Below are 24,431 nucleotides of genomic sequence, written 5' to 3'. Positions count from 1 at the left end.
GGTAGAAATAAATGCAATTAAATGTATGGATTGGACGAAGTGGGACCGGGAAAACGAATCAAATGCTTAACCAAATGACTGAAGCTATGATTAAAGATCCATTAGGAGACCCAATTATATTTTTGACACCAACTCAAAATACCTTCCAATATGAACAAGCATTTGTTAAAAATCCTAATTTAAAAGGAAGTATTCGAACTTCAGTATTCGGATTTGAAAGATTAAGTTGGAGAGTTTTAAGTGATGAAGGCGGTCTTGTTGAACAACAAATTTCAGATGAAGCGTTAGAAATGCTTACATATCACTTATTACATACACATAAAAAACAATTAAATTTATATCAGTCTACCATTCAACATTATGGGTTTAGTCATAAAATGATGAATGAGATTAAAGACTTCAAGAAATATAATGTAAGTCCTGATGATTTATCACATTATATTGAACATAACGAAGCTATTCCTAAAAGAATGAAAGATAAACTTAGTGATATCGAAACAATATATAAAGCGTTAGAAGATCAATTAAACGGCCGCTATGTACAAGCAGAAGATGTCTTGTATAAATTAATTGAGAAAATTCCAAACTCAGACTACATCAAACAAGCCGATATTTATATAGATGGTTTTCATAACTTTTCAACACTTGAATACCGTGTTATTGAAGCATTAGTTAAATATAGTAAGTCGGTTACAATTGGTTTAACGACAGATGGAGACAAAGATCCATTTAGCTTATTTAGAAAAACATCGGAATCTCTCAATCACGTTGAAGACATTGCGGATTCATTACAACTTAAGATTAACTATACGCACTTTAAGACAACGGAACGATTCAATAATCAAAAAGTATTAAAGCATTTGGAAAGTCAATTTGACGCATTACTTCCGAATACCATTGATAGTGAAGATTTGAAAATTATTGAAGCATCCAATATGAGAGATGAAGTGCAATACGTTGCGAGAGAGATATTAAGACGTTCTAGAGAAGAACAATTGTCTTATAAAGACATCGCGATACTTTATCGTGATCCAGGTTATGAGCAGTTGATTGAAACGGTATTACCGCATTTTAATATTGCATATAATCATGACGCAAAAAAGAAAATGGCATATCATCCTTTCATTGAATGTTTAAGGTCTATGTTAGAAGTCATTCAAACTGGATGGAGATTTGAACCTGTCATGCGCATGTTGAAGACAGGCATCTTAACAAGCCATATCCCAAATGCGCCATATTTAATTGATATATTAGAAAACTATGCATTTGAAAGAGGGATATCTGGTAAGAGATGGATGAATCCAGAATTTTTCACAGTTGAATCTTTTGAAAAACTCGGCAAAAAATCATTAAGAAAAGAAGAAGATACATTTATAGAAGAAGATAGAAAAACAGTGCAAAGTGTCATCGATTTGAAAGATTATGTTGTGAATCGAATTGAAAAGTTGAACGAAGCTTTAGCGGATAGTCAAACAGTAGAAGACTTTACGAGTCGATTATATGGCGTTATCGAACAATTTGATTTACCTACGCACTTAATGACGATGCGCGATGAATTAGAAATAAAGCATCAGTTTGAAGAAGCGGAAGAAATTGACCAAGTATGGGAAGGCACAATTCGCATATTTGATGACATCGTAGAAGTGTTAGGCGATGTAAAGCTTTCTTTAAATGAATACATCGAAATATTGGATAGAGGATTGGATGAATTAGAATTCTCAATGATTCCGCAAACACTAGATGAAGTAACAGTCGGTAATATGGATTTAGCCAAAGTGGACAATAAAGAAATTGTATTCTTGCTTGGTATGAATGACGGTGTTTTACCGAAAGTATCTAATCAAATGTTGTTATTAACAGACGATGAGAAGAAAGAATTAGCAGCATCAAGCGGTTTAGAATTAAGCCCGACGAGTGATATTTTACAAATGGATGAAGCGTTTGTATGTTATATTGCGATGACACGCGCTAAGAAAGAAGTTGTATTCACATATAGTTTAATGTCTGATGGTGGCGAAATTAGAGAAAAGAGTCCATTTATCAATACGATTCAATCGCTATTTACAAATCTTGAAGTTCAATCACTAAAATCAAATATAGAGCACAATCCAATCCAACTATTAGAACATGAACATCAAAGTCAAATGCATATATTTGAACATTTAAATGATTGGATGAATGATGAAATTGTTAATGATATATGGTTGGATGCGTATCATGCTTCATTAGATATTAATCATTTAGACCATACTGTTCAATTTTTAACATCAGCTTTAACGTACAAAAATGATACAGTCCAATTGAATACAGACGTATCTGAATCACTTTATGGGCAGAAAATAAATGCCAGTGTATCAAGGTTTGAAACATATAATCAATGTCCTTTTAAACATTACGTTTCACACGGTTTAAAATTAAACGAACGTACGAAATATCAAATTCAAAGTGTCGATATCGGTAATATATTCCATCAAACATTAAAATATATTTCAGATGAAGTAAATGGAGACTTTAGTAAGTTATCAGCAAAAGCCATGACTAAACTCATAAACGAAGCTATCGATGAAAGCTTGCCTAAAATTCAATTTGATGTTCTACATCGTACTGCACATTATAGATATTTAAAATTACGCATCCAAAACATTTTGAAATCTACATTAGAAGCAATGAAGTATCAAACAAGTCATTCAAAATTCAAAGCTTATCAATTTGAATTAAACTTTGGTGCAACATCTAAACATCAATTAAAAACGACACCTTTAGCAACGAAACGAAAAATTCCAATTAATATTAGAGGTCAAATTGATAGATTGGACGTATATAAAGGTAAAGATAAAGATTATGTGTCCATTATTGACTATAAGTCATCTGTGACAAGTTTAGATTTAACTAAAGTAATGTATGGCATGCAAATGCAAATGTTTACGTATTTAGATGTCGTACTACAAAATAAAGCTTTGTTAAATCTACAAGATAACGTATCACCTGGTGCATTATTGTATTTCCATGTGCATGAACCTGAAATTAAAGCAACAAGTTGGGGAGAAATTCCAGAAGTAGATGATATTTATCAACAAACCATTGAAAAATTCAAAATGGACGGCTATGTAAATAGAAATCCTGAAGTAGTCGATGCGCTTGATGATAAATTGATAGATCAATTAAAATCTGACATGATTCCTGTTACGAAAAAGAAAAATGGTGAATTAAATAGTTATAGTAAAGCTTTAGATGAAGAACTATTTTTCAAATTAATGAATAAAAATAGAGAAAACTTTGTTGAAACAGCTACACAAATTATGGATGGGCATACAGAAGTCTCACCTATGCGCTATCAAAAGCGGTTACCTTGCCAATTTTGTGAATTTAAATCAGTTTGTCACATCGATCCTATAACTGATACAGAGCAATATAGAGAAATTGAACATACATTAACGAAAGATGAAATCATCGATATTTTGAGAGAGGAGGCGGAAGAATGACATTGCCAGAAAAGCCGATAGATGCACAGTGGACGGATGATCAATGGAAAGCGATATATAGCGAAGGGAAAGATATTCTTGTTGCAGCTGCAGCGGGAAGCGGTAAGACAGCTGTGTTAGTTGAGCGTATAATTCAAAAAATTATGCGTAACAAACAAGACGTCAATAGGCTGCTTGTAGTAACCTTCACTAACGCAAGTGCAAGAGAAATGAAAGCAAGGGTCAATGCTGCGATTCAAAAAGAAAGCATTAAATATCCTGAAGATGAACATTTGAAATCACAAAGAATTAAAATTCATCAAGCTCAAATTTCTACACTTCATAGCTTTTGTTTAACATTAATCAAATCACATTATGACACAATTGATATTGACCCAAACTTTAGAACTGCAAATGAAGTTGAGAGTATTGTCTTATTAGAACAAGCGATAGATGATGTGTTAGAAAGCTATTATGAAAAGAATGAACAGACATTTTTAGAAATCGTTGAGCATTTATCCAATGACCGTTCTGACGAGCCTTTAAGAGCATTATTGAACCGTTTGTATCGATTTAGTATTGCACATGCAGATCCTTTCGCGTGGTTAAATGAATTGGATCAACCATATGAACAAATTGATGAAAATCATGCTTATTTTAAAATGTTTGACCAACTTATTTATCGTAAATTAGATAGTGCTAAAAATGCTTTGTATCAGTCAATAGATTGCTACCAGCATTTAAATGAAGTAGATAAACATGTGAAGTATTTAGAAGGTGAACGTATTTGGTTAGAGCGCGTATTTGAAGGTAGTAAGCCACTTGATCAAATACATTTAGATATGGCAGCAAAGAAATTACCGACAAATAGTGCAAAGATTAAGTCTGAAAATGAAGGATCAGAGCAATTACTGGTACTTGGTAAAGACTATCATACAGCTTATATTGACCACTTAAAAGAACTGACTGAAGGTTATCTCAGCAGAAGTAGAGAAGATTTAATTCAAGATATGAAAGATATGGGACCAAGAGTGAAAGTGATTGCGGATATCACTAAAGATGTCATTCAATATTTCCAATCGCTCAAACAACAAAAAAGAATTATTGATTTCTCTGATTATGAACATTTAGCATTAGAAATTTTGACAGATGATGATGGTAATCCTTCAGAAATTGCATTGCAATATCGAGATTACTTTGATGAAATTTTAGTAGATGAATATCAAGATACTAATAGAGTACAAGAGGCTATCATCAGTTGTATTAAACGTGGAGAAGAGCATAATGGTAACTTGTTTATGGTTGGTGATGTGAAACAATCCATCTATAAATTTAGACAAGCTGAGCCAGAATTATTTATAGAAAAATATAAACGATTTAATGATTCGGAAATAGCATCAGGTGAAGTAATTGATTTATCTAAGAACTTTAGATCTAGAAAAGAAGTACTCGATAATACGAATTTTATCTTTTCACATATGATGGATGAAGTTGTAGGTGAAATTGAATATAACGATGAAGCTAAATTGTATTACGGTGCAGATTATGATTCACAACATACGCCACTAGAAATGGATATTATCGTCCAAGATTCTTTTAAAGTTGAAGACAATAATTTAATTGAAGCAAAGGCTATTGTAGATAAAGTGCAATATATATTAGATAACAAACGCGTATTTGATCGAAAAACGCAAAGTTATCGACCAGCAACATTCAAAGATATTGTGATTCTTGAGAGAAGTTATAGTAATGCGATGCACATGCAACAACAATTTAAAGAAGCGAATATTCCGTTTTATGTAGAATCGAAAAAAGGCTACTTCGAACAAAATGAAATTAGATTGATGCTTTCATTTTTACGAGTAATAGATAACCCGCTGCAAGATAAATATTTAGTTGGTGTTATGCGTTCGATAGCTTTTCAATTTAAAGAAGATGAACTTGCTGAAATTAGAAATAAAGCGCCGCAAGAAATTTACTATATAGATTCTATTCATAAATATATGTCAAATCCAGAAGCGGATGCAGCGCTAGTAGAAAAGCTTAATCAATTTTTAACGCAATTGAAAGACTATCAAGCATATAGTAAGTCTGTTCCAGTATGGCAACTGTTGGATAAATTGTATAATGACTATTACTTAATTTCTTACTTTAGTGGCCTCACTGGTGGTGTTCAAAGAAGACAGAACTTATACGGCTTATTAAATAAAGCTATACAATTTGAAGCATCAAGTTTAAGAGGTATTTTCCAATTTATTAGATTTATCGATGAATTAATCGATCGTGGACAAGATTTCGGACAAGAAAGTGTTATAGGGCCGAATGATGATGTTGTACGTATGATGACGATTCATAGTAGTAAAGGTCTGGAATTTCCGTTTGTTATTTATTCAGGTATTACACGCGAATTTAACCGTACTGAATTGAGAGAGCATGTTATCTTAAATAACCGATATGGACTAGCTTTAACATATTTCAATATTGAAAAAGAAGTCTCATTCCCTACATTAGCATCTATTATATTTAAAAATATCAATGAAACAGAAATGATTTCTGAAGAAATGAGATTGATATATGTCGCATTAACGAGAGCTAAAGAAGGATTATATCTTATTGGTCGAGTTAAAGGTGATAAAGCACTCGAAAAAATAGGACTCGTAAGTGTAGATCAAGATGAAATAATTGAATCTGAATATAGAGTGAAGGCGAAATCACCATTTGATCTTATCTCTTCAGTTCTAGCTAAATCGAAAGATAATGGTTTATCACACTCAATGCCATTTAAGTCTGAACGAAGTGAATCTTTTAATATCAATATTATACGTGACGAAGAACAAGATGAAGAACAAGATATCTCATACGAGAAACCAACGTTAGATACACTTATGAAATATAAACCTTCTGAGAAAAAGGATGAAATCTATAATCAGATGGTGTACAAATATCCGGATGAACAACTGTTAAACATTGCAGCAAAACAATCTGTTTCTGAAATTAAACGTCAGCGAGAAACTGAAGAAGCGGGAACGGATTATCAAATTGTGAGACAATATCAGCTCGGTACTAAATCTTATGACAGACCTAAGTTTATGACTAAACAAAAAAGACAAAGTGCAGAAATTGGTACTTTGATGCATGCAGTTATGCAACATCTTCCTTTAAAACAAGGAGGTTTATCTGTAGAAGATTTACAAAATCTTGTACACGAGTTGATGGATAAAGAAATACTACCTGATGATGCTATGCAAGATTTAGATTTATCATTAATAGAAGTATTTACACAATCTGATTTATACAAAAGGTTAGTCAATGCGGATAAAGTCATGAGAGAGGTACCTTTTGTAGTTGGTCAAGATGATATCGATCAAGGTTTATCTTTCGATGTTTCTGAAAAAGATAATAAACCCATAATTCAAGGGATGATAGATTGTATTTTTATTGAAGGAGATAAAGTATCATTTATAGATTATAAAACAGATGCATTTATCGTTCGTAGAGGCAAAACAAAAGAAGAAGTAGCAGAAACGATGAAACAAAAGTATGACGTTCAAATGCGTTATTATCAAAATACTTTAGAAACAATATTGAAGAAACCAGTTGAAGGTTATTTATACTTCTTTCAATATGGAACGAAACACATCAAGGAGAATCATTAATGGCAAAACAAAGAATATTTAGTATTGATGCTTTAAGAGGGTTTAGTTTACTAGGTATATTACTTATGAATATTTTAACCTTTGCATATCCATATCAAATCATCAATCCGTTTGAGTTTTTTCAACATCAAGATGGTGCATGGTTTAAAATCAGTTCATTATTTATAATCGCTTCATTTTATCCAATATTTGCATTTTTATTTGGTTATGGTTTGTCTATAATGTATCAAAATAGTTTGGATAAGGGATTAAACTATTATCCAATGATTACAAGAAGATTATTATTTTTATTATTGCTAGGTATCATTCATGGCGTGTTCATTTTTTATGGTGATATTTTATCAACATATGCATTGTTAGGTTTAATAGCAATCATATTTGTGCGCTTGAAACCACAATATACATTAGTTGCACTATCAATAGGAATCGGCATATTTGTACTGTTATATTTACTGCCAATGATTTTATTAAAAGATGTCACACAAATAGAAAGCTTTGTAGGATTACAAGAATTAGAAAGAGTTAATAATATATTATCAAGTGCTGATTATGTATCGATTATTGGCTTTAATTTGAAATATTTTGGTATGAATATTGCGAACGCCATTTTAGTTGGACCATTTACTATTTTACCGATTATGCTATTCGGTATTTATGCACATCAAATTAATTGGTTTAATAAAATTAAACAACATAAAATTCTATATATGGTGATAGGCGTTGTTGTATTAATTTTAGGTTTAGCGATTAAAATGATTCAAATTGTATTAGAAGGTTCAGTGACATCACAATTAATGAGTCAGATGATTGGTGGCCCAATTGTTGCATTGAGCTATATTATGTTCTTTGTCATCTTATGTGAAGATCAAACAGCTCGAAAAATTTTAACGCCATTACAATCAATCGGAAAACTAAGCTTAACGACTTATATTATGCAAAGTGTAATTTGTATTTTCATATTCTATGGTGTTGGGTTTAATTTCTATGGTAAGTTACCTGTCTTAACCATTTATATCATAGGTATTGTTATTTATTGCGTGCAACTTATCGTGAGTTATCTGTATTTAATGAAATTTAAACAAGGACCATTGGAAAAATTATGGAGAAAAGTAACATATTTAAAATAATCGATTGAAAAGCATGCGATTTATCTAAAAATTCGGTATAATCGAAATTAAGAATAAGAAGGAGTTGACAGAGTGAATGAAATTTTTAACTTTTAAACATAAAGATATCACTTCATACGGTGTGAAAGTAAAACGCGAAGAAGCGGTTTGGGATTTACGCAAAGTATTTGCAGACTTTGGAGAAGAAGGTTTTAATCCTAAGACATTATTAGAAGGTTTACAATTAAATATAAATGTTGATTTCCAAGAAGCAGTTCGTAAAGCAGTCGTTAAAGTAGAAGAATCTGCTGAGAAAGACGATTACAAATATAGCTTCGAGGATATCGAGTTTTTACCACCTGTAACACCTACAAATAATGTAATTGCTTTCGGACGTAATTACAAAAAACACGCTGAAGAATTAAATAATAAAGTTAATAGATTATATGTATTCACTAAAGCAGCATCATCTTTAACTGGTGATAACGCAGAAATTCCGAATCATAAAGATGTAACAGACAAGTTAGATTATGAAGGTGAATTAGGCGTTGTAATCGGTAAGCATGGAGAGAAAATCCCACGTGGATTAGCTTTAGATTATGTATATGGTTATACAATCATCAATGACATTACAGATAGAAATGCTCAAAAGGAACATGATCAAGCATTCCTTTCTAAATCATTAACAGGTGGATGCCCAATGGGTCCATATATCGTAACTAAAGATGAGTTACCATTACCTGAAGACGTTAATATTGTCACTAAAGTGAACAATGAAATTCGTCAAGATGGTAATACAAATGAAATGATCTTAAAAATCGACGAATTAATTGCTGAAATTTCTAAATATGTAGCATTGCATCCAGGGGATATCATTGCTACTGGTACACCGGCTGGAGTTGGTGCAGGTATGAACCCACCACAATTTTTACAACCAGGTGATGAAATTAAAGTTACAATTGATGGTATCGGAACATTAACAACATTCATTAGTGAAAAATAATTAAAGTGATAAATAAGAGTACCTTCTAAACCGAGTGTTAGAAACTTGGAATAGGGGGTATTCTTTTTAGTAGGACGAACATTTGAATAAATTGTGAATTATGCGCTAACTTTAATATTTGCTTTTGCAAAAATGGGCTTATTCTAATTGTTCCTATGTTATAATGCTATTGGAAAAGAAATATGAATATTTGGGGGGAACTAAATATGATACATTTCCATATTTTTAGCTGGTTAGTTACGATTATCTTATTCTTCGTTGTCTACATGAAAGTTACAAATAAACCAGTGCATATGGTCTTAAGATTATTCATGGTATTTACTTTAATTTCTGGTTTTGTTATTTTCATGCAAGCTATGGGAATTAACGGTATGCTATATGGTATTAAATTTATTCTTGGACTTGCAGTTCTTGGTTTAATTGAAGTGACAATTGCTAAGAAGAAAAAGAATAAAAACAGCCAAGGATTATTCATTGCAACAATTGTTGTAATGGTATTAACGATTTTATTAGGTAGTTATTTACCAATGGGCGTATTACACTTTGGTTAATAGCTACTTTAAGATCCATTCATGATTTTGTAATTACAAGACATGAATGGATTTTTTTATTGAATTTATTTATGACAATTTCATGTAGTTCTATCAGTTAAGTAAACGTTTTAGTATAATAGAATTAATTGGGTAATAAAGAGGGTTGAATAAATGAATAAATGGACAAAGATAATCATATCGATTATATTAATCGCACCACTTTTTAGTAGCTATGTTTTTGCGAAAGAGAAAGAATACGAGGATGTTAAATACCCTAGAATTTATAGTTTAGTGGTTGATCGTTTTATGAATGGAAATAACGACAACAATAAGATGATTAAAAATAATAATCAATCGAATGATTTACCACTTGGAGGGGATTTCCAAGGGATTGAATCAAAGCTAGATTATATTCATGATATGGGATTTAATACGATACATATTTCACCAGTCTTTTCACATGATCAGAAAGATTTTTTAGGATATAAAGTGAAAAACTATGATGATATCGACAAAGTACTGGGTGGAGAAAAAGCATTCAAATCATTAATTGATAAAGTGCATCAAAAAGATATGAAAATTATCGTTGATATGCCAGTTACATATACAGATGATTTTAAGCAATCTACAAATGGTGATTTAAACCAAATTCAAAAATCATACTTTAAAAATGATCAATTTATAGATTTGAAGAATAGTGAGAATCAAGGTATTTACAAAGCGAAAGTTAAAAATTTTGTAGATAAATATCATGTCGATGGTGTTTCGATGAATATCGTTCAAGATGGTATAGATGCTGAGGCGTTTCTACCAGAAGGATTGGATACATACGGTATCATTAATAAAGACGGCATAAATGCAAAAAACTTTAAACATTTATCGACAAATGGTACACGTACAGCTATTCAAAATGCATTTAAAACTGAAAATACCGAAATTCCTGCTTATAATCAAAAAGGTGAAGTACTCATTGCAGACACTTGGTTTACAGAACGTTTCACAAAACATGCTGCAGATGAGAACAAATTCCCTGGAACACGTATTAAACAATTAATGACATATATGTGGGGATATAAAGGCCCAGTTATGATGAACTATGGTACAGAAATAGCTGTAAACGGTTCGAAAATCGAAACAATCAATCAGCTACAGAACTTTAGAACGGATAAAGAAGTTATAAAATATTTAGAAAAAATTGCTGATACCTTTAAACAATATCAAGAATTGTATGAAGGTAAAGTGAAAGTATTGCCGCATGATAAAGGTACAAACTTGTTTTATTATGACACAAATACGATTGATTATATCTTGAATATTAACGATAGCAGTAAGTCTAAAAAAGTTACATTAGATGATAAGGTTATTGAAAAAAATAAAATGCTATCTGGCCTTATATTAGGAGATAATATTAAAGGTAAAGATAATCGATATGACTTAATTACAGATAGAGAAGAAAGTGAACTATACGCAATTATTAATGAAAGAGGACTGAATAATAGTTATTTAGTTGCAGCAGTACTTGTAATCCTATTATTTGGATTATTTATCTTCTTAGTATCAAGAAGAAGTAAACGACAAAAGAATAATCAATAATATGTAAAGCTGGGACATCCGTGTCCCAGCTTTTATCATTGTTAGAGGTCGTAGGGGTGTGTTTCTGGACCGATAAATAAAATTACCGACCCGAAAAACATCGTTTTCGGGTCGATCTATTATGAATCACATGCTTTTATTTTGATTGTGCTTTATATCCAATCATATTTACAATATCTTTTGGACTAGAGAATGGTGGTGCATAAGCAATCTCGATATCACGTAGTTCGTCTACTGTCAGGTCTCCTATTATTGCTGTAGCTATAATATCAATTCGTTTATCAGCACCATCTTTACCGACTGCACATGCACGTAATATTTTGCGTGTTACTTTATCAAAATAAACGCGTAATGTAAGTGGTTCGGCACTAGGATAATAGCCAGCATGTTGTTTTTGAGTTTGTTCAACTACTTCATAATCATAATTTGAAAGTTCACTTTCTGAAACACCAACACTACCTAATGCATAATCAAACATTTTTACTATATTCGTACCAAGTAAACCTTTGAAAGTAGCTTTAGGACTTGACGAATTTGATGTAATATTTTCGGCGATTAATGCTGCTGCTCTATGGGCACCCCAAGCTAAAGTGACACTAGTTGGTTTCTTTGTATGTCTATAGAATGTTTCAATCACATCACCTAATGCATATACACCTTCTAAATTCGTTTCGAAATATTCATTTACTGGGATATAGCCTTTTTCATTTAATTTAAGTGAAGATGATTTTAACCAATCACTATTCGGTTCAATTCCAACACCCGTAATGATCATGTCATATGACTCTGTTTTACCGGATTTAAAAGTTACTTCTCGTCCTGAAATATCTGCAATTTCTTCATTTAATCTATAAGGAATATGTCGTTTTTCTAACTCATCAAATATGACTTTATTTAAGTCTTTATCCATACTTTTATTAATGTGGTCGCTACGATGTATCAAAGTTGTCTGGATATTTCTATTATATAAATTCTCCAAAATTTCTAAACTCACATAACCAGCACCGACAATTAATGCAGATTGAACATTTTCTTTTTGAATAAAGTCTTCTATTTTGTCAGTATCAACTAAGTTTCTTAATGTGAATACACGGTCAGATTGAAAACCTAAATGTCTTGCACGACAACCCGGACTTAAAATAAGTTTGTCATATGCATCTTCAAAAACTTCGCCAGTTTCATGATTTTTAATCGTGATTGTTTTTTTAGCATCATTTAATTCAATTGCTTCATGATACGTTTTAACTGTAATATGTTTTTTGTCTTTAAATTGTTCAGGTGTTGCTGATAACATCATATCTCTATCTTCTACGACTTCTCCTAAATAATAGGGAAGGCCACAGTTTGCAAAGCTCATATCTCTATCTTTTTCATAAACTGTAATGTCGCTATCCGGATCAAGTCGTCGAATTTGCGATGCAACTGTTGCGCCTCCAGCAACTGCACCGATTACGATAATTTTAGCCACTTACCATCACTCCTTATAATAGAATATAGCGACTGTGCCACTACCAGTGTGTGAACATATAACTGGACCAATATTTGAAATGACAACATCTTTAGGTGAAAGATTTGATTGTATCAGTGCTTTAATTTTTTCAGCTTCTTCAATATCATCAGCATGTGTCATATAAATAATGTCATCAGAGTAATCACTATTTTCTTTTTGCATCTTATCTATAATGGCATGCCATAATTTTTTAGAACCGCGATGCTTCTCAATCGGAACAAGTTTACCTTCTTCAACATGAAGGAGTGGTTTAATATTTAATAAATTACCTAAAAACGCTTGTCCTTTAGAAAGTCTGCCACCACTAGCTAAATAGTTTAAATCTTTAACTGTAAATAGATGTCTAATTTTATCAATTCGCTCTTTAATATAAGCGTCAAGCTCTTCAAAAGTATAGGACTGTTCAATTTTATCTTGTACATCGAGAATTAATTTACCGCATCCCATTGATGCACTTAATGTGTCGTAAATCGTTAAATCAAGGTCTGGATATGTTTCTTTCACTTGTTCTTTAACTAAACAAGCCGTTTGATATGTCCCACTTAAAGCACTACTGAAAGCTAAGTAAATGGCTTGTTCTTTCTTTTCTGCAACTTCAGTAAATACTTTTGTCATTTGTTCCATAGTAGCTTGATTCGTCTTTGGATGTTTATTGTTTTTAATTGCTGCTAATACTTCTTCGTTTGAGATTTCATATTGATCAACTTTATTTTGATCATCAATGACAATTCCGAAAGGTAAGAAGTAAAATCCTTTTTCTTCAATTTGTGATAACGTTAAATCTGAACCACTATCCACGATCATTTTCATGTAAAAATCCCCTTACATATTTAAGTCAAAATGTTTGTTTAAGTATTTTCCGATACCATCATTATTATTAGTGTCTGTAACTTCTGTTGCAATTTCTTTAAGTTCTGGAATAGCATTTCCCATTGCGATACCATAATTGGCAAATTGAATCATTTCAAAATCATTATCTTCATCACCAAAAGCAATAATATTATCAAAATCTATATCTAAATATTCTGCGACATATTTTACCGCTTTACCTTTGTTAATACCCTTTTTAACAATTTCAATAACAGGAAATGGAGCACCCCAACGACGATGTTCTATAAATTCAGCATAATGTTTATTTAAATGTCTTTTAATACGTGGAATCTCACTTTCTTCTGCTTGAATTAATAAACTAGTTGGAGATTCAGGTAGTAATTGATCAAGTTCTCCATATTTTATTTCAGGATTGCCCATGCTGAAACCTTCAAATAATGATTGATCATAGTTGTTGATATACACTTGGTCTTTAACTTCAGCAATAATATTTTTAATATCAAGTTGACTAATATCTTTATAAATTTTGTATGCGATACGCGTATCAAATTGCTCATGTTTCGTTGGGAACCTATTATCTGTTGGATGATGAATATAAGCACCATTGAAATTAATGATAGGGGTATTCATATTCATTGCATTGTAATAATCCACACTTGCTCGATATGGTCTACCAGTTGAAATCATAATTTCATGACCGGATTTTTTTAAATACTGTAATACTTTTTTAGTAAAAGGTGAGATGCGCTTTTCATCGTTTAATAATGTGCCATCTAAATCTAAACAAATTAAATGTTTTTCCATATCGATAACTCCTTACCATTTTTCTTTATGATACATACAATAATATCATATCATTTTCTTTAACCCATGCTTTAAATTTGATATATTATATATAGTAACTTTTAGAATGAGGTGAAAATATGGAAGAAGCAATGAAAGATAGTATTATCGGTGCACTTGAGAATGTAATTGACCCTGAACTAGGAATTGACATAGTTAACTTAGGTCTTGTATATAACGTTGACTTAGACGACGAAGGATTATGCACAGTAGAAATGACTTTAACTTCTATGGGTTGTCCAATGGGGCCACAAATTATAGATCAGGTTAAAACTGCATTAGCAGAATTACCTGAAATTAAAGAAACAGAAGTTAACATTGTCTGGAATCCACCTTGGGGCAAAGACAAAATGTCACGTTACGCTAAAATTGCATTAGGTGTAAGCTAAAAGTAATCAAAAAGCAGTAGAGCATCATGTTTAGAACATGCAGCTCTACTGCTTTTGTTGTTTATAGTTGTCTTACTCTATCCTACATATGGATAAAGGACAATTTTCGCAATTGATGGCTCTCTTTAAATAATCTAAGTCGTGTATGGTGATTTTCTTATGATTGATGGAGACGATTTTCTCTTTCTTTAAATTACTCAACATACGGTTAACACTTTCTCTTGTTACATTACAAAAATTAGCTAATTCATGATTGGTTAAATCTACATTTATCAAAATGTTATTACCATCTTGTATGCCATAAGTATTTGCTAATTTAATCAATATTGAATAGAATGCACCCGTTTTTCCAAGTGTGTAGACATCTCTAATTTGATATTCATTTTTTTCGTTTTCATTTTGTACCCACAGTAACCATTCATATTTAAGTACTTCATCGTTTAAAATGGCTTCTTCGAATTGTACTTTAGGAATACTAAATACGACAGCTGCTTCTTTTACTCTTGCTGAAAGGCTATGTGTCTTTCTTCCACAAAATAATGTTGTCGAACCGAAAATACTATGTCTGCCTAATAGTTTAGTATTAAATTCTTTCCCGTCTTCCATTACGCGATGTGTAATGACTTTTCCCTCTACAATTACATAAATATGATTACATAAGTCTCCAGTATGGTATATATAATGGTGGGCATCAAAATGGTGTCGTTGACCATGTTGAATAATATACTCAATAATTGAAGTTGCTTCTGTATATGTAGTTTGCAAAAGATCACTTCCCCTTATGATTTCAATTATAGTTTACCATAAAATGTCATAAAAAAGGTTTGTAATTTTGGTGCTTTATATTTGTCAAAGAAGGTCAAAAGGTATATAATCAAATTAAGGTCAAAGATAGTCAAACTATTGGCCGTTGAAAATTTAAAGAGGTGATACATTTGGATATTAATCAGATGACATATTCCGTACAAAGTGCAATTGAACAAGCACAACAATTATCACAATCATATCAACTACAAAATATTGAAATAGAAGCTGTATTACTTGCAGCATTAAATGAAGATGAAAGTATTTATAAAAGAACGCTAGAAAGAGCAAATATTGATACAGAAATTTTAAAAGATAAATATGAACAAAAGTTAAAACAATATTCTGTAGTTAAAGGTGATAACGTCCAATATGGACAATATATTTCGCCAAAGCTTAATGAATTATTTAATAAAGCAGATAAAATTAAAGAAGAAATGCAAGATGACTATATGTCTATGGAGCATATCTTAAAAGCAGCTATCGAAGTTGACCAAACAACAATCGATATTGTAGGCAACAAAAAAGAAGTCGTTAATGAAATTATTAATAAAATAAGAGGAGGGAATCGTGTGACATCACAAAATCCTGAAGTACAATATGAAGCATTATCTAAATACGGTAGAGATTTAGTCGAAGAAGTTCGAAAAGGGAAAATGGATCCTGTAATCGGTAGAGATGAGGAAATTCGTAATACGATTCGTATATTAAGTAGAAAAACTAAAAATAATCCAGTATTAATAGGTGAACCTGGTGTTGGTAAAACAGCAATTGTAGAAGGACTTGCTCAACGAATTGTTAAAAGAGATGTTCCTGAATCACTATTAGATAAAACAATTTTTGAATTAGATTTATCAGCACTAGTAGCTGGTGCCAAATTCCGCGGTGAATTTGAAGAAAGATTAAAAGCAGTCTTAAAAGAAGTTAAAGAATCTGAAGGAAGAATTTTATTATTCATTGATGAAATTCATATGCTAGTTGGTGCAGGTAAAACAGACGGTGCAATGGATGCAGGTAACATGCTTAAACCAATGTTAGCACGAGGTGAGTTACACTGTATCGGTGCAACAACTTTAAATGAATATCGTCAATACATTGAAAAAGACTCAGCATTAGAAAGACGTTTCCAAAAAGTAAATGTTAAAGAACCTGACTTAGAAGATACTATATCAATTTTAAGAGGTTTGAAAGAAAGATATGAAGTACACCATGGTGTTCGTATTCAAGATAGAGCGTTAGTAGCAGCAACTGAATTATCAGATAGATATATTACAGATAGATTCTTACCAGATAAAGCGATAGATTTAGTAGACCAAGCTTGTGCAACAATACGTACAGAAATGGGTTCTAATCCAACTGAATTAGATGCTGTAAATAGACGTGTCATGCAGTTAGAAATTGAAGAAAATGCACTTAAATCAGAATCTGACCAAAGCAGTCAAATTCGTCTAGAAGAATTACAAAAAGAATTAGCCGATGAAAAAGAAAAACAACAACAATTACAAAGTAAAGTTGAACAAGAGAAAGAACAAATCAAATCATTACAAGATAAAAGAGCAGAATTAGATGAAAGTAAACAAGCGCTTGAAAATGCAGAAAATCAATATGATTTAGCTAAAGCAGCAGAACTTAAACACGGCAAGATTCCACAAATAGAAGCAGAATTAAAAGAATTAGAAGAAGCATTTGCTGAAGAAACAGGCTCTGATCATGACCGACTTATAAGAGAAGTTGTAACAGATGAAGAAATTGGTTATATCGTCAGTCAATGGACAGGTATTCCAGTATCAAGACTTGTTGAAACTGAAAGAGAAAAATTACTTAAACTTTCAGACATTCTACATGAAAGAGTTGTCGGTCAAGATGAAGCAGTAGATCTAGTGTCAGATGCTGTTGTAAGAGCAAGAGCAGGTATTAAAGACCCAAATAGACCAATTGGTAGTTTCTTATTCTTAGGTCCTACTGGTGTCGGTAAAACTGAATTAGCTAAGACATTAGCAGCAACATTATTTGATTCTGAAAAACATATGATCAGAATTGATATGAGTGAATATATGGAAAAACACTCTGTAGCACGTTTAATTGGTGCGCCTCCAGGTTATGTAGGTTATGAAGAAGGTGGCCAATTAACAGAAGCGGTTAGAAGACAACCATATTCAGTTATTTTATTAGATGAAATTGAAAAAGCACACAATGATGTGTTTAACGTATTACTTCAATTATTAGATGAAGGTAGATTAACAGATGCAAAAGGTCGCAGTGTTGATTTTAAAAATACAATTATCATTATGACAAGTAATATTGGTTCACAATATTTATTAGATGGTGTTACTGAAAATGGTGAAATTGAAGAATCAGCTAAAAAACAAGTAGATGACAGCTTGCATGCTTACTTTAAACCAGAAATATTAAACAGAATGGACGATATCGTACTATTCAAACCATTATCTATTAAAGATATGAGTCATATCGTAGATCATATTATTACAAACTTAAACATTCGATTAGTAGATCAACACATCAAAGTGAGTGTAGACCAAGATGTGAAAGAGTGGATAGCTGAAGAAGCGTATGAACCACAATTTGGTGCAAGACCATTGAAACGATTTGTACAAAGACAAATTGAAACACCATTAGCAAGATTGATGATCGGTCAAGAATTAAAAGAAGGTACAATAGTAAACGTACACTTAGTAGATGGTGAAGTTAAATTTAAAGTAAATGCATAATAATGAATCCCGTCATGTAATTGGCGGGATTTTTTTGGTGATGTGTAAAAGGTAGCAATGAAGTAATTAGCAAGTTAGGTGAGACGTGCAAATACTGAGGTTGTTATTAGCAGTTTTGGTAAGAAGTGCAAATACTGGGTACGTTATTAGCAGTTTTGGTAAGAAGTGCAAATACTGGTATCGTTATTAGCAGTTTTGATTAGAAGTGCAAATAGTGGGTGCGTTATTAGCAGTTTCGGTTAGAAGTGCAAATACTGGGTGCGTTATTAGCAGTTTCGGTTAGAAGTGCAAATAACGAGTGTGTTAGTATCACTTCGGCCGAGATTTGTAATTATAGCCGCTCTTGGTTACAGTTTAACCGAGTTTTGTAACTAACGCCCCCGTTATGAACAAGTTTGGTAAGAAGTGTTCGCAACGCCCTCGTTATGAACAAGTTTGATAAGAAGTGTTCGCAACGCCCTCATTATGAACAAGTTTGGCAAGAAGTGTTCACAACGTCCCCGTACACACCGTGAATATGGTCTAATATAAACAAAAAATCCCGTCACATAATTGACGGGATTTTTTTATGAATGTTGTGTACTTTGTTTGTCCGAAGAAGATTTACCAACTAATGCATCTAAAAGAATAATAATAACTGTAAAAATGATTGCATAAATAGTTGGACTAACAAAATTTAGCGCTTCATCTGAACCGCCTAAACTATGTAAAACAAAGTTTATCATTTGTGATAATAAGAATGCCCATATAAAAGTTAAGATGTATTGCATTTTTTATCCTCCGTAACTGTTAATGTCATATCATTCATTATAATTAACTTTTTATAAATTGTATACCTTATATGATGAAAACGATTTAAATATTTTTAAAAGTGAGTCCGCGCTTGTGTATAATGGTATAAGTATGTTAAATTAGTACCTGATAATAACAACAGATTATAAGAAGGTGTCAATATAATGGATATTGGTATAAAAGGTTTTGGTGCATATGCGCCTAAACGCGTGGTAAAAAATGAACATTTTGAAAGTTATTTAGATACATCAGATGAATGGATTACAAAAATGACAGGTATAAAAGAAAGACGTTTTGCTGATGATACTGAAGATACAAGTGATTTGGCATACGAAGCTGCGGTAAGAGCGATTGAAGATTCAGGTCTAGATAAAGAAGAAATCGAAATGATCATCGTAGCAACGTCAACAGGGGATAAACCATTTCCAACTGTAGCAACTACATTACAGAAAAGATTAGGTTTAAATAAAGTACCTTCTATGGATCAACTTGCTGCATGTACTGGTTTTATTTATGGTATAGTAACTGCACAACAATTTGTACAATCTGGTCTTTATAAAAATGTATTAGTAGTTGGTGCTGATAAACTAACGAAAATAACAGATATGAATGACAGAAGTACAGCTATATTATTTGGTGATGGTGCTGGCGCAGCTATCATTGGCGAAGTATCAGAAGGTAAAGGTATACTAAGTGTTGAACTTGGTTCAGATGGTAATGGTGGACCACACCTATATCAAGATATGGATGCTAATACAATCCAAATGAATGGACGAGAAGTCTTTAAGTTTGCAGTTAGAATTATGGGTGAAGCTTCTACTAAAGCAGTAGAAAAAGCAGGTCTACAATCAGATGACATCGATATGTTTGTACCACATCAAGCGAATATTAGAATTATGGAATCTGCTCGTGAAAGATTAGGTATTTCTAAAGAGAAGATGAGTGTAACTGTAGATAGATACGGGAATACATCTGCAGCTTCAATACCCTTAAGTATTGCATATGAATTAGAACAAGGTAAAATAAAAGATAACGATACAATAGTCCTAGTTGGATTTGGTGGCGGCCTGACTTGGGGTGCCATAACGTTACGCTGGGGTAAATAGGAGGAAATTGGATAATGACAGAGAAAAAACGTGTTGTAATGACTGGTTTAGGTACATTAAATCCTTTAGGAAATGACGTGCCTACAACTTGGGAAAATGCAATTAACGGTAAAAACGGCATAGACGAAGTAACAAGGATTGATGTTTCTGAATTTCCAGCTAAATTAGCGGGTGAATTGAAAGACTTCAATATTGATGATCATATTCCGAAAAAAGATGCTCGTAAAATGGACAGATTCACGCAATATGCAATTGTTGCTGCGCGTGAAGCTTTAAAAGATTCTAAATATGAAATTACAGATGAAAATAGTCATCGTGTAGGTGTTTGGATTGGTTCAGGTATTGGTGGTATGGAAACATTCGAATACTCACACAATATGCTTTTAAAACGTGGTCCAAAACGTGTAAGTCCTTTCTTCGTACCAATGATGATTCCAGATATGGCAACTGGTCAAGTATCTATAGATTTAGGCGCTAAAGGCCCAAATGGTTGTACAGTTACTGCTTGTGCAACAGGTACAAACTCTATAGGAGATGCATTTAAAATCATCCAACGTGGTGATGCTGATGTTATGTTAGCTGGTGGTACAGAGGCACCTATAACAGAAATGGCTATTGCAGGTTTCAGTGCGAATAAAGCATTATCTACAAATCCAGACAAAAATACAGCTTGTCGTCCTTTCCAAGAAGGAAGAGATGGTTTTATCATGGGTGAAGGTGCTGGTGTAGTCGTATTAGAATCATTAGAATCAGCTGAAGCACGTGGTGCACATATTTATGCTGAGGTTGTAGGATATGGATCAACTGGGGATGCATTCCATATAACAGCTCCATCTCCAAATGGAGAAGGCGGTGCTCGTGCAATGCAAGCAGCCATTAAAGATGCTGGTATTAATCCAGAAGATATCCAATATTTAAATGCACACGGTACAAGTACACCAATTGGTGATTTATATGAAGTATTAGCTATTAAATCTACTTTCGGTGATGCAGCTAAGAACTTAAAAATAAGTTCAACTAAATCAATGATGGGTCATTTACTTGGTGCAACTGGTGCAGTTGAATCAATCTTAACGGCTTTATCAATTGAAAATAGTATTGTCGCTCCGACAATTAATGCAAACACACCAGATCCAGAAATCGATTTAGACTATACGCCTAATGAAGCGGCTAAATTAGATATTGAGTACGCTATGAGTAACAGCTTAGGCTTTGGCGGACATAATGCAGTATTAGTCTTCAAAAAATATCAAAAATAGATCATAAAAATAAAGCAGAAATACCAATGGAAAGTTGGTATTTCTGCTTTTTAATTATGAAAAATATTAAACGATAAACCCTAGAAAGATTGAGATAATAAAAAATAATGTACTTAATACGACAAAAGGTAATACCCAGTTATGTATTGTTCTTTCTTTTAAATGTAGTTCTTTCATATTTGGATTCATGATTTCATCGTCTTTCAAATAATCTTGTGACGCTTTAGACTTCATATGAAAATTAAACTTCCGAACTGCTTGTCTAGAAACTTCTCCAACGCCATCTTGTTTCATCGCAACAATCCAACTAGCTGCAAAAGCAATTGTCATGATGTAAAAGTATATATTAGCTGCTTGATCTAGGTCTTTTAAAAAGATAAGACAAAGGACAGCGAATAGGCCAATATAACCTATAGTAAAAATACCCCAAAATTTCATTATTACCTACCTCTTATCATTAGATTTAAGTGTATTATAACAGATTAGAAAAAAATATTTATGTTTTGTGGAACTTAATAAAAAAATAAGTGTAATTTTACTTATGTATAATTATTGTATGTGACTACATAGTAAATGACTGAAAATTAGAAAAAATAGGTAATTAGTAAACATTTGTTGTATATTTATGCTAATAAAGTGTATATCGATATCGCGTTGTCGCTTTATCGTAATAAAATAATCTACTATTTTGAACACTTTCATATTCAAAATTCTGAATATTCGTGTTGATTTACATTGTATAAATTCTGTATAATGTATATAAATATTTCTGAATATTAAAAGAAATATGAATTCGATAAGGGGATTGGAGGCAAAACAATGGTTAGATATACTTTGAAACGTATTATTTATATGTTCATATCATTGTTTTTAATTATGACGATAACATTTTTCTTAATGAAATTGTTACCGGGTTCACCGTACAACGATGAGAAATTATCAGAAGAGCAGAAGGTTATTATAAATGAAAAGTATGGTCTGAATGATCCTGTACCAGTACAATACGCGAACTATTTAAAAAATGTCGCGAAAGGTGATTTTGGTATTTCATTCCAATACGATAACAGAGAGGTTTGGAGTTTAATTAAACCTAGACTTGGACCATCTGTAGAAATGGGTACATATGCGATGATTTTAGGAACTATTACTGGTTTATTATTAGGTATAGTTGCTGCAATCAGGCAAAACACAATAGTAGACTATGGGGCTACCTTCCTATCGGTGATATTTATTTCAGTTCCATCATTCGTTCTAGCTGTACTACTACAATATGTATTTGCTGTTGAATGGCAAATCTTCCCTGTAGCAGGTTGGAGTGGATTTATGACTGCTGTATTACCATCAATTGCGTTAGCAGCAGGTGTAACAGCAACAATTGCTCGTTATATTCGTTCTGAAATGATTGAGGTCCTAAGTTCTGATTACATAGAATTAGCAAGAGCTAAGGGGATGTCAAGTGCACGTGTTATCTTTGGACATGCAGTACGTAATGGATTAATTCCAATCATTACGATTATCGTTCCAATGTTAGCAGGTATCTTAACAGGTACTTTGACAATTGAAAATATATTCGGCGTTCCTGGTCTAGGTGACCAATTCGTTCGATCAATTCAAACAAATGACTATCCAGTCATTATGGCTTTAACATTACTATTCAGTTTCTTATTTATTATTTCAATCTTTTTAGTTGATGTACTTTACGGATTAGTAGATCCAAGAATCCGTGTTGAAGGAGGTAAAAAATAATGGCTAATAATGATGATAACAAGTTAAATAATAGCGGTTATGATAACGCCTCTGTTACACACTCAGCACAAGGTATGCCAGCAGAAAGCTTCGTATTACATGGTAGAGATAAAGTCGTAGAAGAAAAATTCGAAAGAAAAAGTCGTACATTCTGGCAAGATGCTTGGAAACAACTTGTAGGGAATAGACTAGCGATTGTTGGTTTAATATTCCTTATCTTACTGACAGTTATTTCTTTAGTAGGACCATTAATGAATGATCATAAATTTAGTGATCAAAACGTTTCACATGCGAACTTACCACCGAAAATTCCAGTATTAGATAAAGTTCCGTTCTTACCATTTGATGGTACAGATAGAGATGGTTTTGACTTATATGAAAGTCAAAACGTTCAAGAAAATTACTGGTTCGGTACAGATGAACTTGGACGTGACTTATGGACACGTACTTGGAGAGGTACACAAGTATCCTTATTCATCGGTCTTGTAGCAGCAGCTCTAGATATCTTTATCGGTGTCATTTACGGTGCTGTATCAGGTTACTTCGGAGGAAGAATAGATGATATTTTACAACGTATCGTAGAAATACTTTCTTCTATTCCAAACTTAATCGTCGTAATTTTATTCGTATTACTATTTGATCCATCTATATGGACAATTATTTTAGCCATGTCTGTAACAGGTTGGCTCGGTATGAGTCGTATTGTACGTGGACAATTCTTGAAAATTAAAGAACAAGAATTCGTAATGGCATCTAGAACATTAGGGGTTTCTAACTTTAAATTAATCTTTAAACATATTTTACCGAATACACTTGGCCCAATTATTGTAACGTCTATGTTTACAGTTCCAAGTGCAATTTTCTTCGAAGCATTCTTAAGCTTCATTGGATTAGGTATTCCAGCACCACAAGCATCACTAGGTTCATTAGTTGATACAGGTAGAAAAATGTTGCTGATTTACCCACATGAGTTATTCGTACCAGCAACAGTATTAAGTTTATTAATCTTATTCTTCTACTTATTCAGTGATGGTTTAAGAGATGCGTTTGACCCTAAAATGCGTAAATAA

General features: G+C 32.4%; 18 protein-coding genes. 12 read left to right on the top strand and 6 right to left on the bottom strand.

The window, feature by feature from the left end; all coding sequences use genetic code 11:
• The first annotated feature begins 11 nt into the window (after nucleotides 1–11).
• The 6 genes from addB to LQ617_RS04635 all read left to right on the top strand — a co-directional run bounded on the left by addB (nucleotide 12) and on the right by LQ617_RS04635 (nucleotide 11,352).
• The gene (gene addB / locus LQ617_RS04660) at nucleotides 12–3,482 is read left to right on the top strand and encodes a helicase-exonuclease AddAB subunit AddB (protein ID WP_239739710.1); all 3,471 of its coding nucleotides are present in this window, start codon (nucleotides 12–14) and stop codon (nucleotides 3,480–3,482) included.
• Complete coding sequence (gene addA / locus LQ617_RS04655) at nucleotides 3,479–7,117, top strand: helicase-exonuclease AddAB subunit AddA (RefSeq protein ID WP_239739709.1); 3,639 nt, start codon at nucleotides 3,479–3,481, stop codon at nucleotides 7,115–7,117. The genes addB and addA overlap by 4 nt, the downstream gene beginning before the upstream one ends.
• Nucleotides 7,117–8,244 carry a DUF418 domain-containing protein gene (locus LQ617_RS04650; protein WP_239739708.1) on the top strand — a complete coding sequence of 376 codons (1,128 nt, stop codon included), beginning with the start codon at nucleotides 7,117–7,119 and terminating at the stop codon, nucleotides 8,242–8,244. The genes addA and LQ617_RS04650 overlap by 1 nt, the downstream gene beginning before the upstream one ends.
• Before the next feature lie 76 nt (nucleotides 8,245–8,320).
• Nucleotides 8,321–9,226: a fumarylacetoacetate hydrolase family protein gene (locus tag LQ617_RS04645; RefSeq protein WP_037588862.1), complete on the top strand. Its 906-nt coding sequence runs from the start codon at nucleotides 8,321–8,323 to the stop codon at nucleotides 9,224–9,226.
• Between the two features lie 206 nt (nucleotides 9,227–9,432).
• Entirely contained in the window at nucleotides 9,433–9,777 is a 345-nt protein-coding gene (locus LQ617_RS04640) for a YisL family protein (protein WP_037588863.1), read from the top strand.
• 153 nt (nucleotides 9,778–9,930) lie between these two features.
• Nucleotides 9,931–11,352: an alpha-amylase family glycosyl hydrolase gene (locus LQ617_RS04635; protein ID WP_239739707.1), complete on the top strand. Its 1,422-nt coding sequence runs from the start codon at nucleotides 9,931–9,933 to the stop codon at nucleotides 11,350–11,352.
• A gap of 136 nt (nucleotides 11,353–11,488) precedes the next feature.
• Here the strand turns inward: LQ617_RS04635 and LQ617_RS04630 are convergent, their stop codons facing one another.
• From LQ617_RS04630 to LQ617_RS04620, 3 genes are read right to left on the bottom strand one after another with little or no spacing between them, the layout of a single operon-like run.
• Entirely contained in the window at nucleotides 11,489–12,820 is a 1,332-nt protein-coding gene (locus tag LQ617_RS04630) for a CoA-disulfide reductase (RefSeq protein ID WP_239739706.1), read from the bottom strand.
• A gap of 6 nt (nucleotides 12,821–12,826) precedes the next feature.
• The gene (locus LQ617_RS04625) at nucleotides 12,827–13,672 is read right to left on the bottom strand and encodes a DegV family protein (protein WP_204173392.1); all 846 of its coding nucleotides are present in this window, start codon (nucleotides 13,670–13,672) and stop codon (nucleotides 12,827–12,829) included.
• A gap of 12 nt (nucleotides 13,673–13,684) precedes the next feature.
• On the bottom strand, nucleotides 13,685–14,497 hold the full coding sequence (locus LQ617_RS04620) for a Cof-type HAD-IIB family hydrolase (protein WP_037588866.1): 813 nt from the start codon (nucleotides 14,495–14,497) through the stop codon (nucleotides 13,685–13,687).
• A 119-nt stretch (nucleotides 14,498–14,616) separates the two neighbouring features.
• Here LQ617_RS04620 and LQ617_RS04615 point away from each other — a divergent pair, with 119 nt between their 5' ends.
• Nucleotides 14,617–14,925, top strand: coding sequence for a metal-sulfur cluster assembly factor (locus LQ617_RS04615; RefSeq protein ID WP_037588867.1), 309 nt, complete (start codon nucleotides 14,617–14,619; stop codon nucleotides 14,923–14,925).
• A 72-nt stretch (nucleotides 14,926–14,997) separates the two neighbouring features.
• On the opposite strand, the gene LQ617_RS04610 is transcribed toward LQ617_RS04615, so the two are convergent.
• A complete protein-coding gene (locus tag LQ617_RS04610) occupies nucleotides 14,998–15,690 on the bottom strand; it encodes a Crp/Fnr family transcriptional regulator (protein WP_159315239.1) in 693 nt (230 codons plus the stop codon).
• A gap of 170 nt (nucleotides 15,691–15,860) precedes the next feature.
• Between LQ617_RS04610 and clpB the strand changes: the two genes are divergently transcribed.
• Nucleotides 15,861–18,458: an ATP-dependent chaperone ClpB gene (clpB, locus tag LQ617_RS04605; protein ID WP_239739705.1), complete on the top strand. Its 2,598-nt coding sequence runs from the start codon at nucleotides 15,861–15,863 to the stop codon at nucleotides 18,456–18,458.
• A 566-nt stretch (nucleotides 18,459–19,024) separates the two neighbouring features.
• On the opposite strand, the gene LQ617_RS04600 is transcribed toward clpB, so the two are convergent.
• Nucleotides 19,025–19,228 carry a YjzD family protein gene (locus tag LQ617_RS04600; protein ID WP_239739704.1) on the bottom strand — a complete coding sequence of 68 codons (204 nt, stop codon included), beginning with the start codon at nucleotides 19,226–19,228 and terminating at the stop codon, nucleotides 19,025–19,027.
• A gap of 186 nt (nucleotides 19,229–19,414) precedes the next feature.
• On the opposite strand from LQ617_RS04600, the gene LQ617_RS04595 reads away from it, so the two are divergent.
• Nucleotides 19,415–20,356, top strand: coding sequence for a beta-ketoacyl-ACP synthase III (locus tag LQ617_RS04595; RefSeq protein ID WP_037588870.1), 942 nt, complete (start codon nucleotides 19,415–19,417; stop codon nucleotides 20,354–20,356).
• A gap of 14 nt (nucleotides 20,357–20,370) precedes the next feature.
• Nucleotides 20,371–21,615, top strand: coding sequence for a beta-ketoacyl-ACP synthase II (gene fabF / locus LQ617_RS04590; protein WP_037588871.1), 1,245 nt, complete (start codon nucleotides 20,371–20,373; stop codon nucleotides 21,613–21,615).
• A gap of 66 nt (nucleotides 21,616–21,681) precedes the next feature.
• Here the strand turns inward: fabF and LQ617_RS04585 are convergent, their stop codons facing one another.
• Entirely contained in the window at nucleotides 21,682–22,053 is a 372-nt protein-coding gene (locus LQ617_RS04585; RefSeq protein ID WP_025905685.1) for a DUF3899 domain-containing protein, read from the bottom strand.
• 381 nt (nucleotides 22,054–22,434) lie between these two features.
• On the opposite strand from LQ617_RS04585, the gene opp3b reads away from it, so the two are divergent.
• Together opp3b and opp3C are read left to right on the top strand one after the other, a co-directional pair.
• Entirely contained in the window at nucleotides 22,435–23,361 is a 927-nt protein-coding gene (opp3b, locus tag LQ617_RS04580) for an oligopeptide ABC transporter permease (RefSeq protein WP_025905684.1), read from the top strand.
• Complete coding sequence (opp3C, locus tag LQ617_RS04575) at nucleotides 23,361–24,431, top strand: oligopeptide ABC transporter permease (RefSeq protein WP_191835741.1); 1,071 nt, start codon at nucleotides 23,361–23,363, stop codon at nucleotides 24,429–24,431. Before opp3b ends, opp3C begins: the two co-directional genes overlap by 1 nt.

This window comes from Mammaliicoccus sp. P-M59 (assembly GCF_022386135.1).
GTDB lineage: Bacteria > Bacillota > Bacilli > Staphylococcales > Staphylococcaceae > Mammaliicoccus > Mammaliicoccus sciuri_A.
The sequence above is the reverse complement of the archived record's forward strand: the minus strand, read 5'-3'. Positions and strand labels throughout refer to the sequence as shown.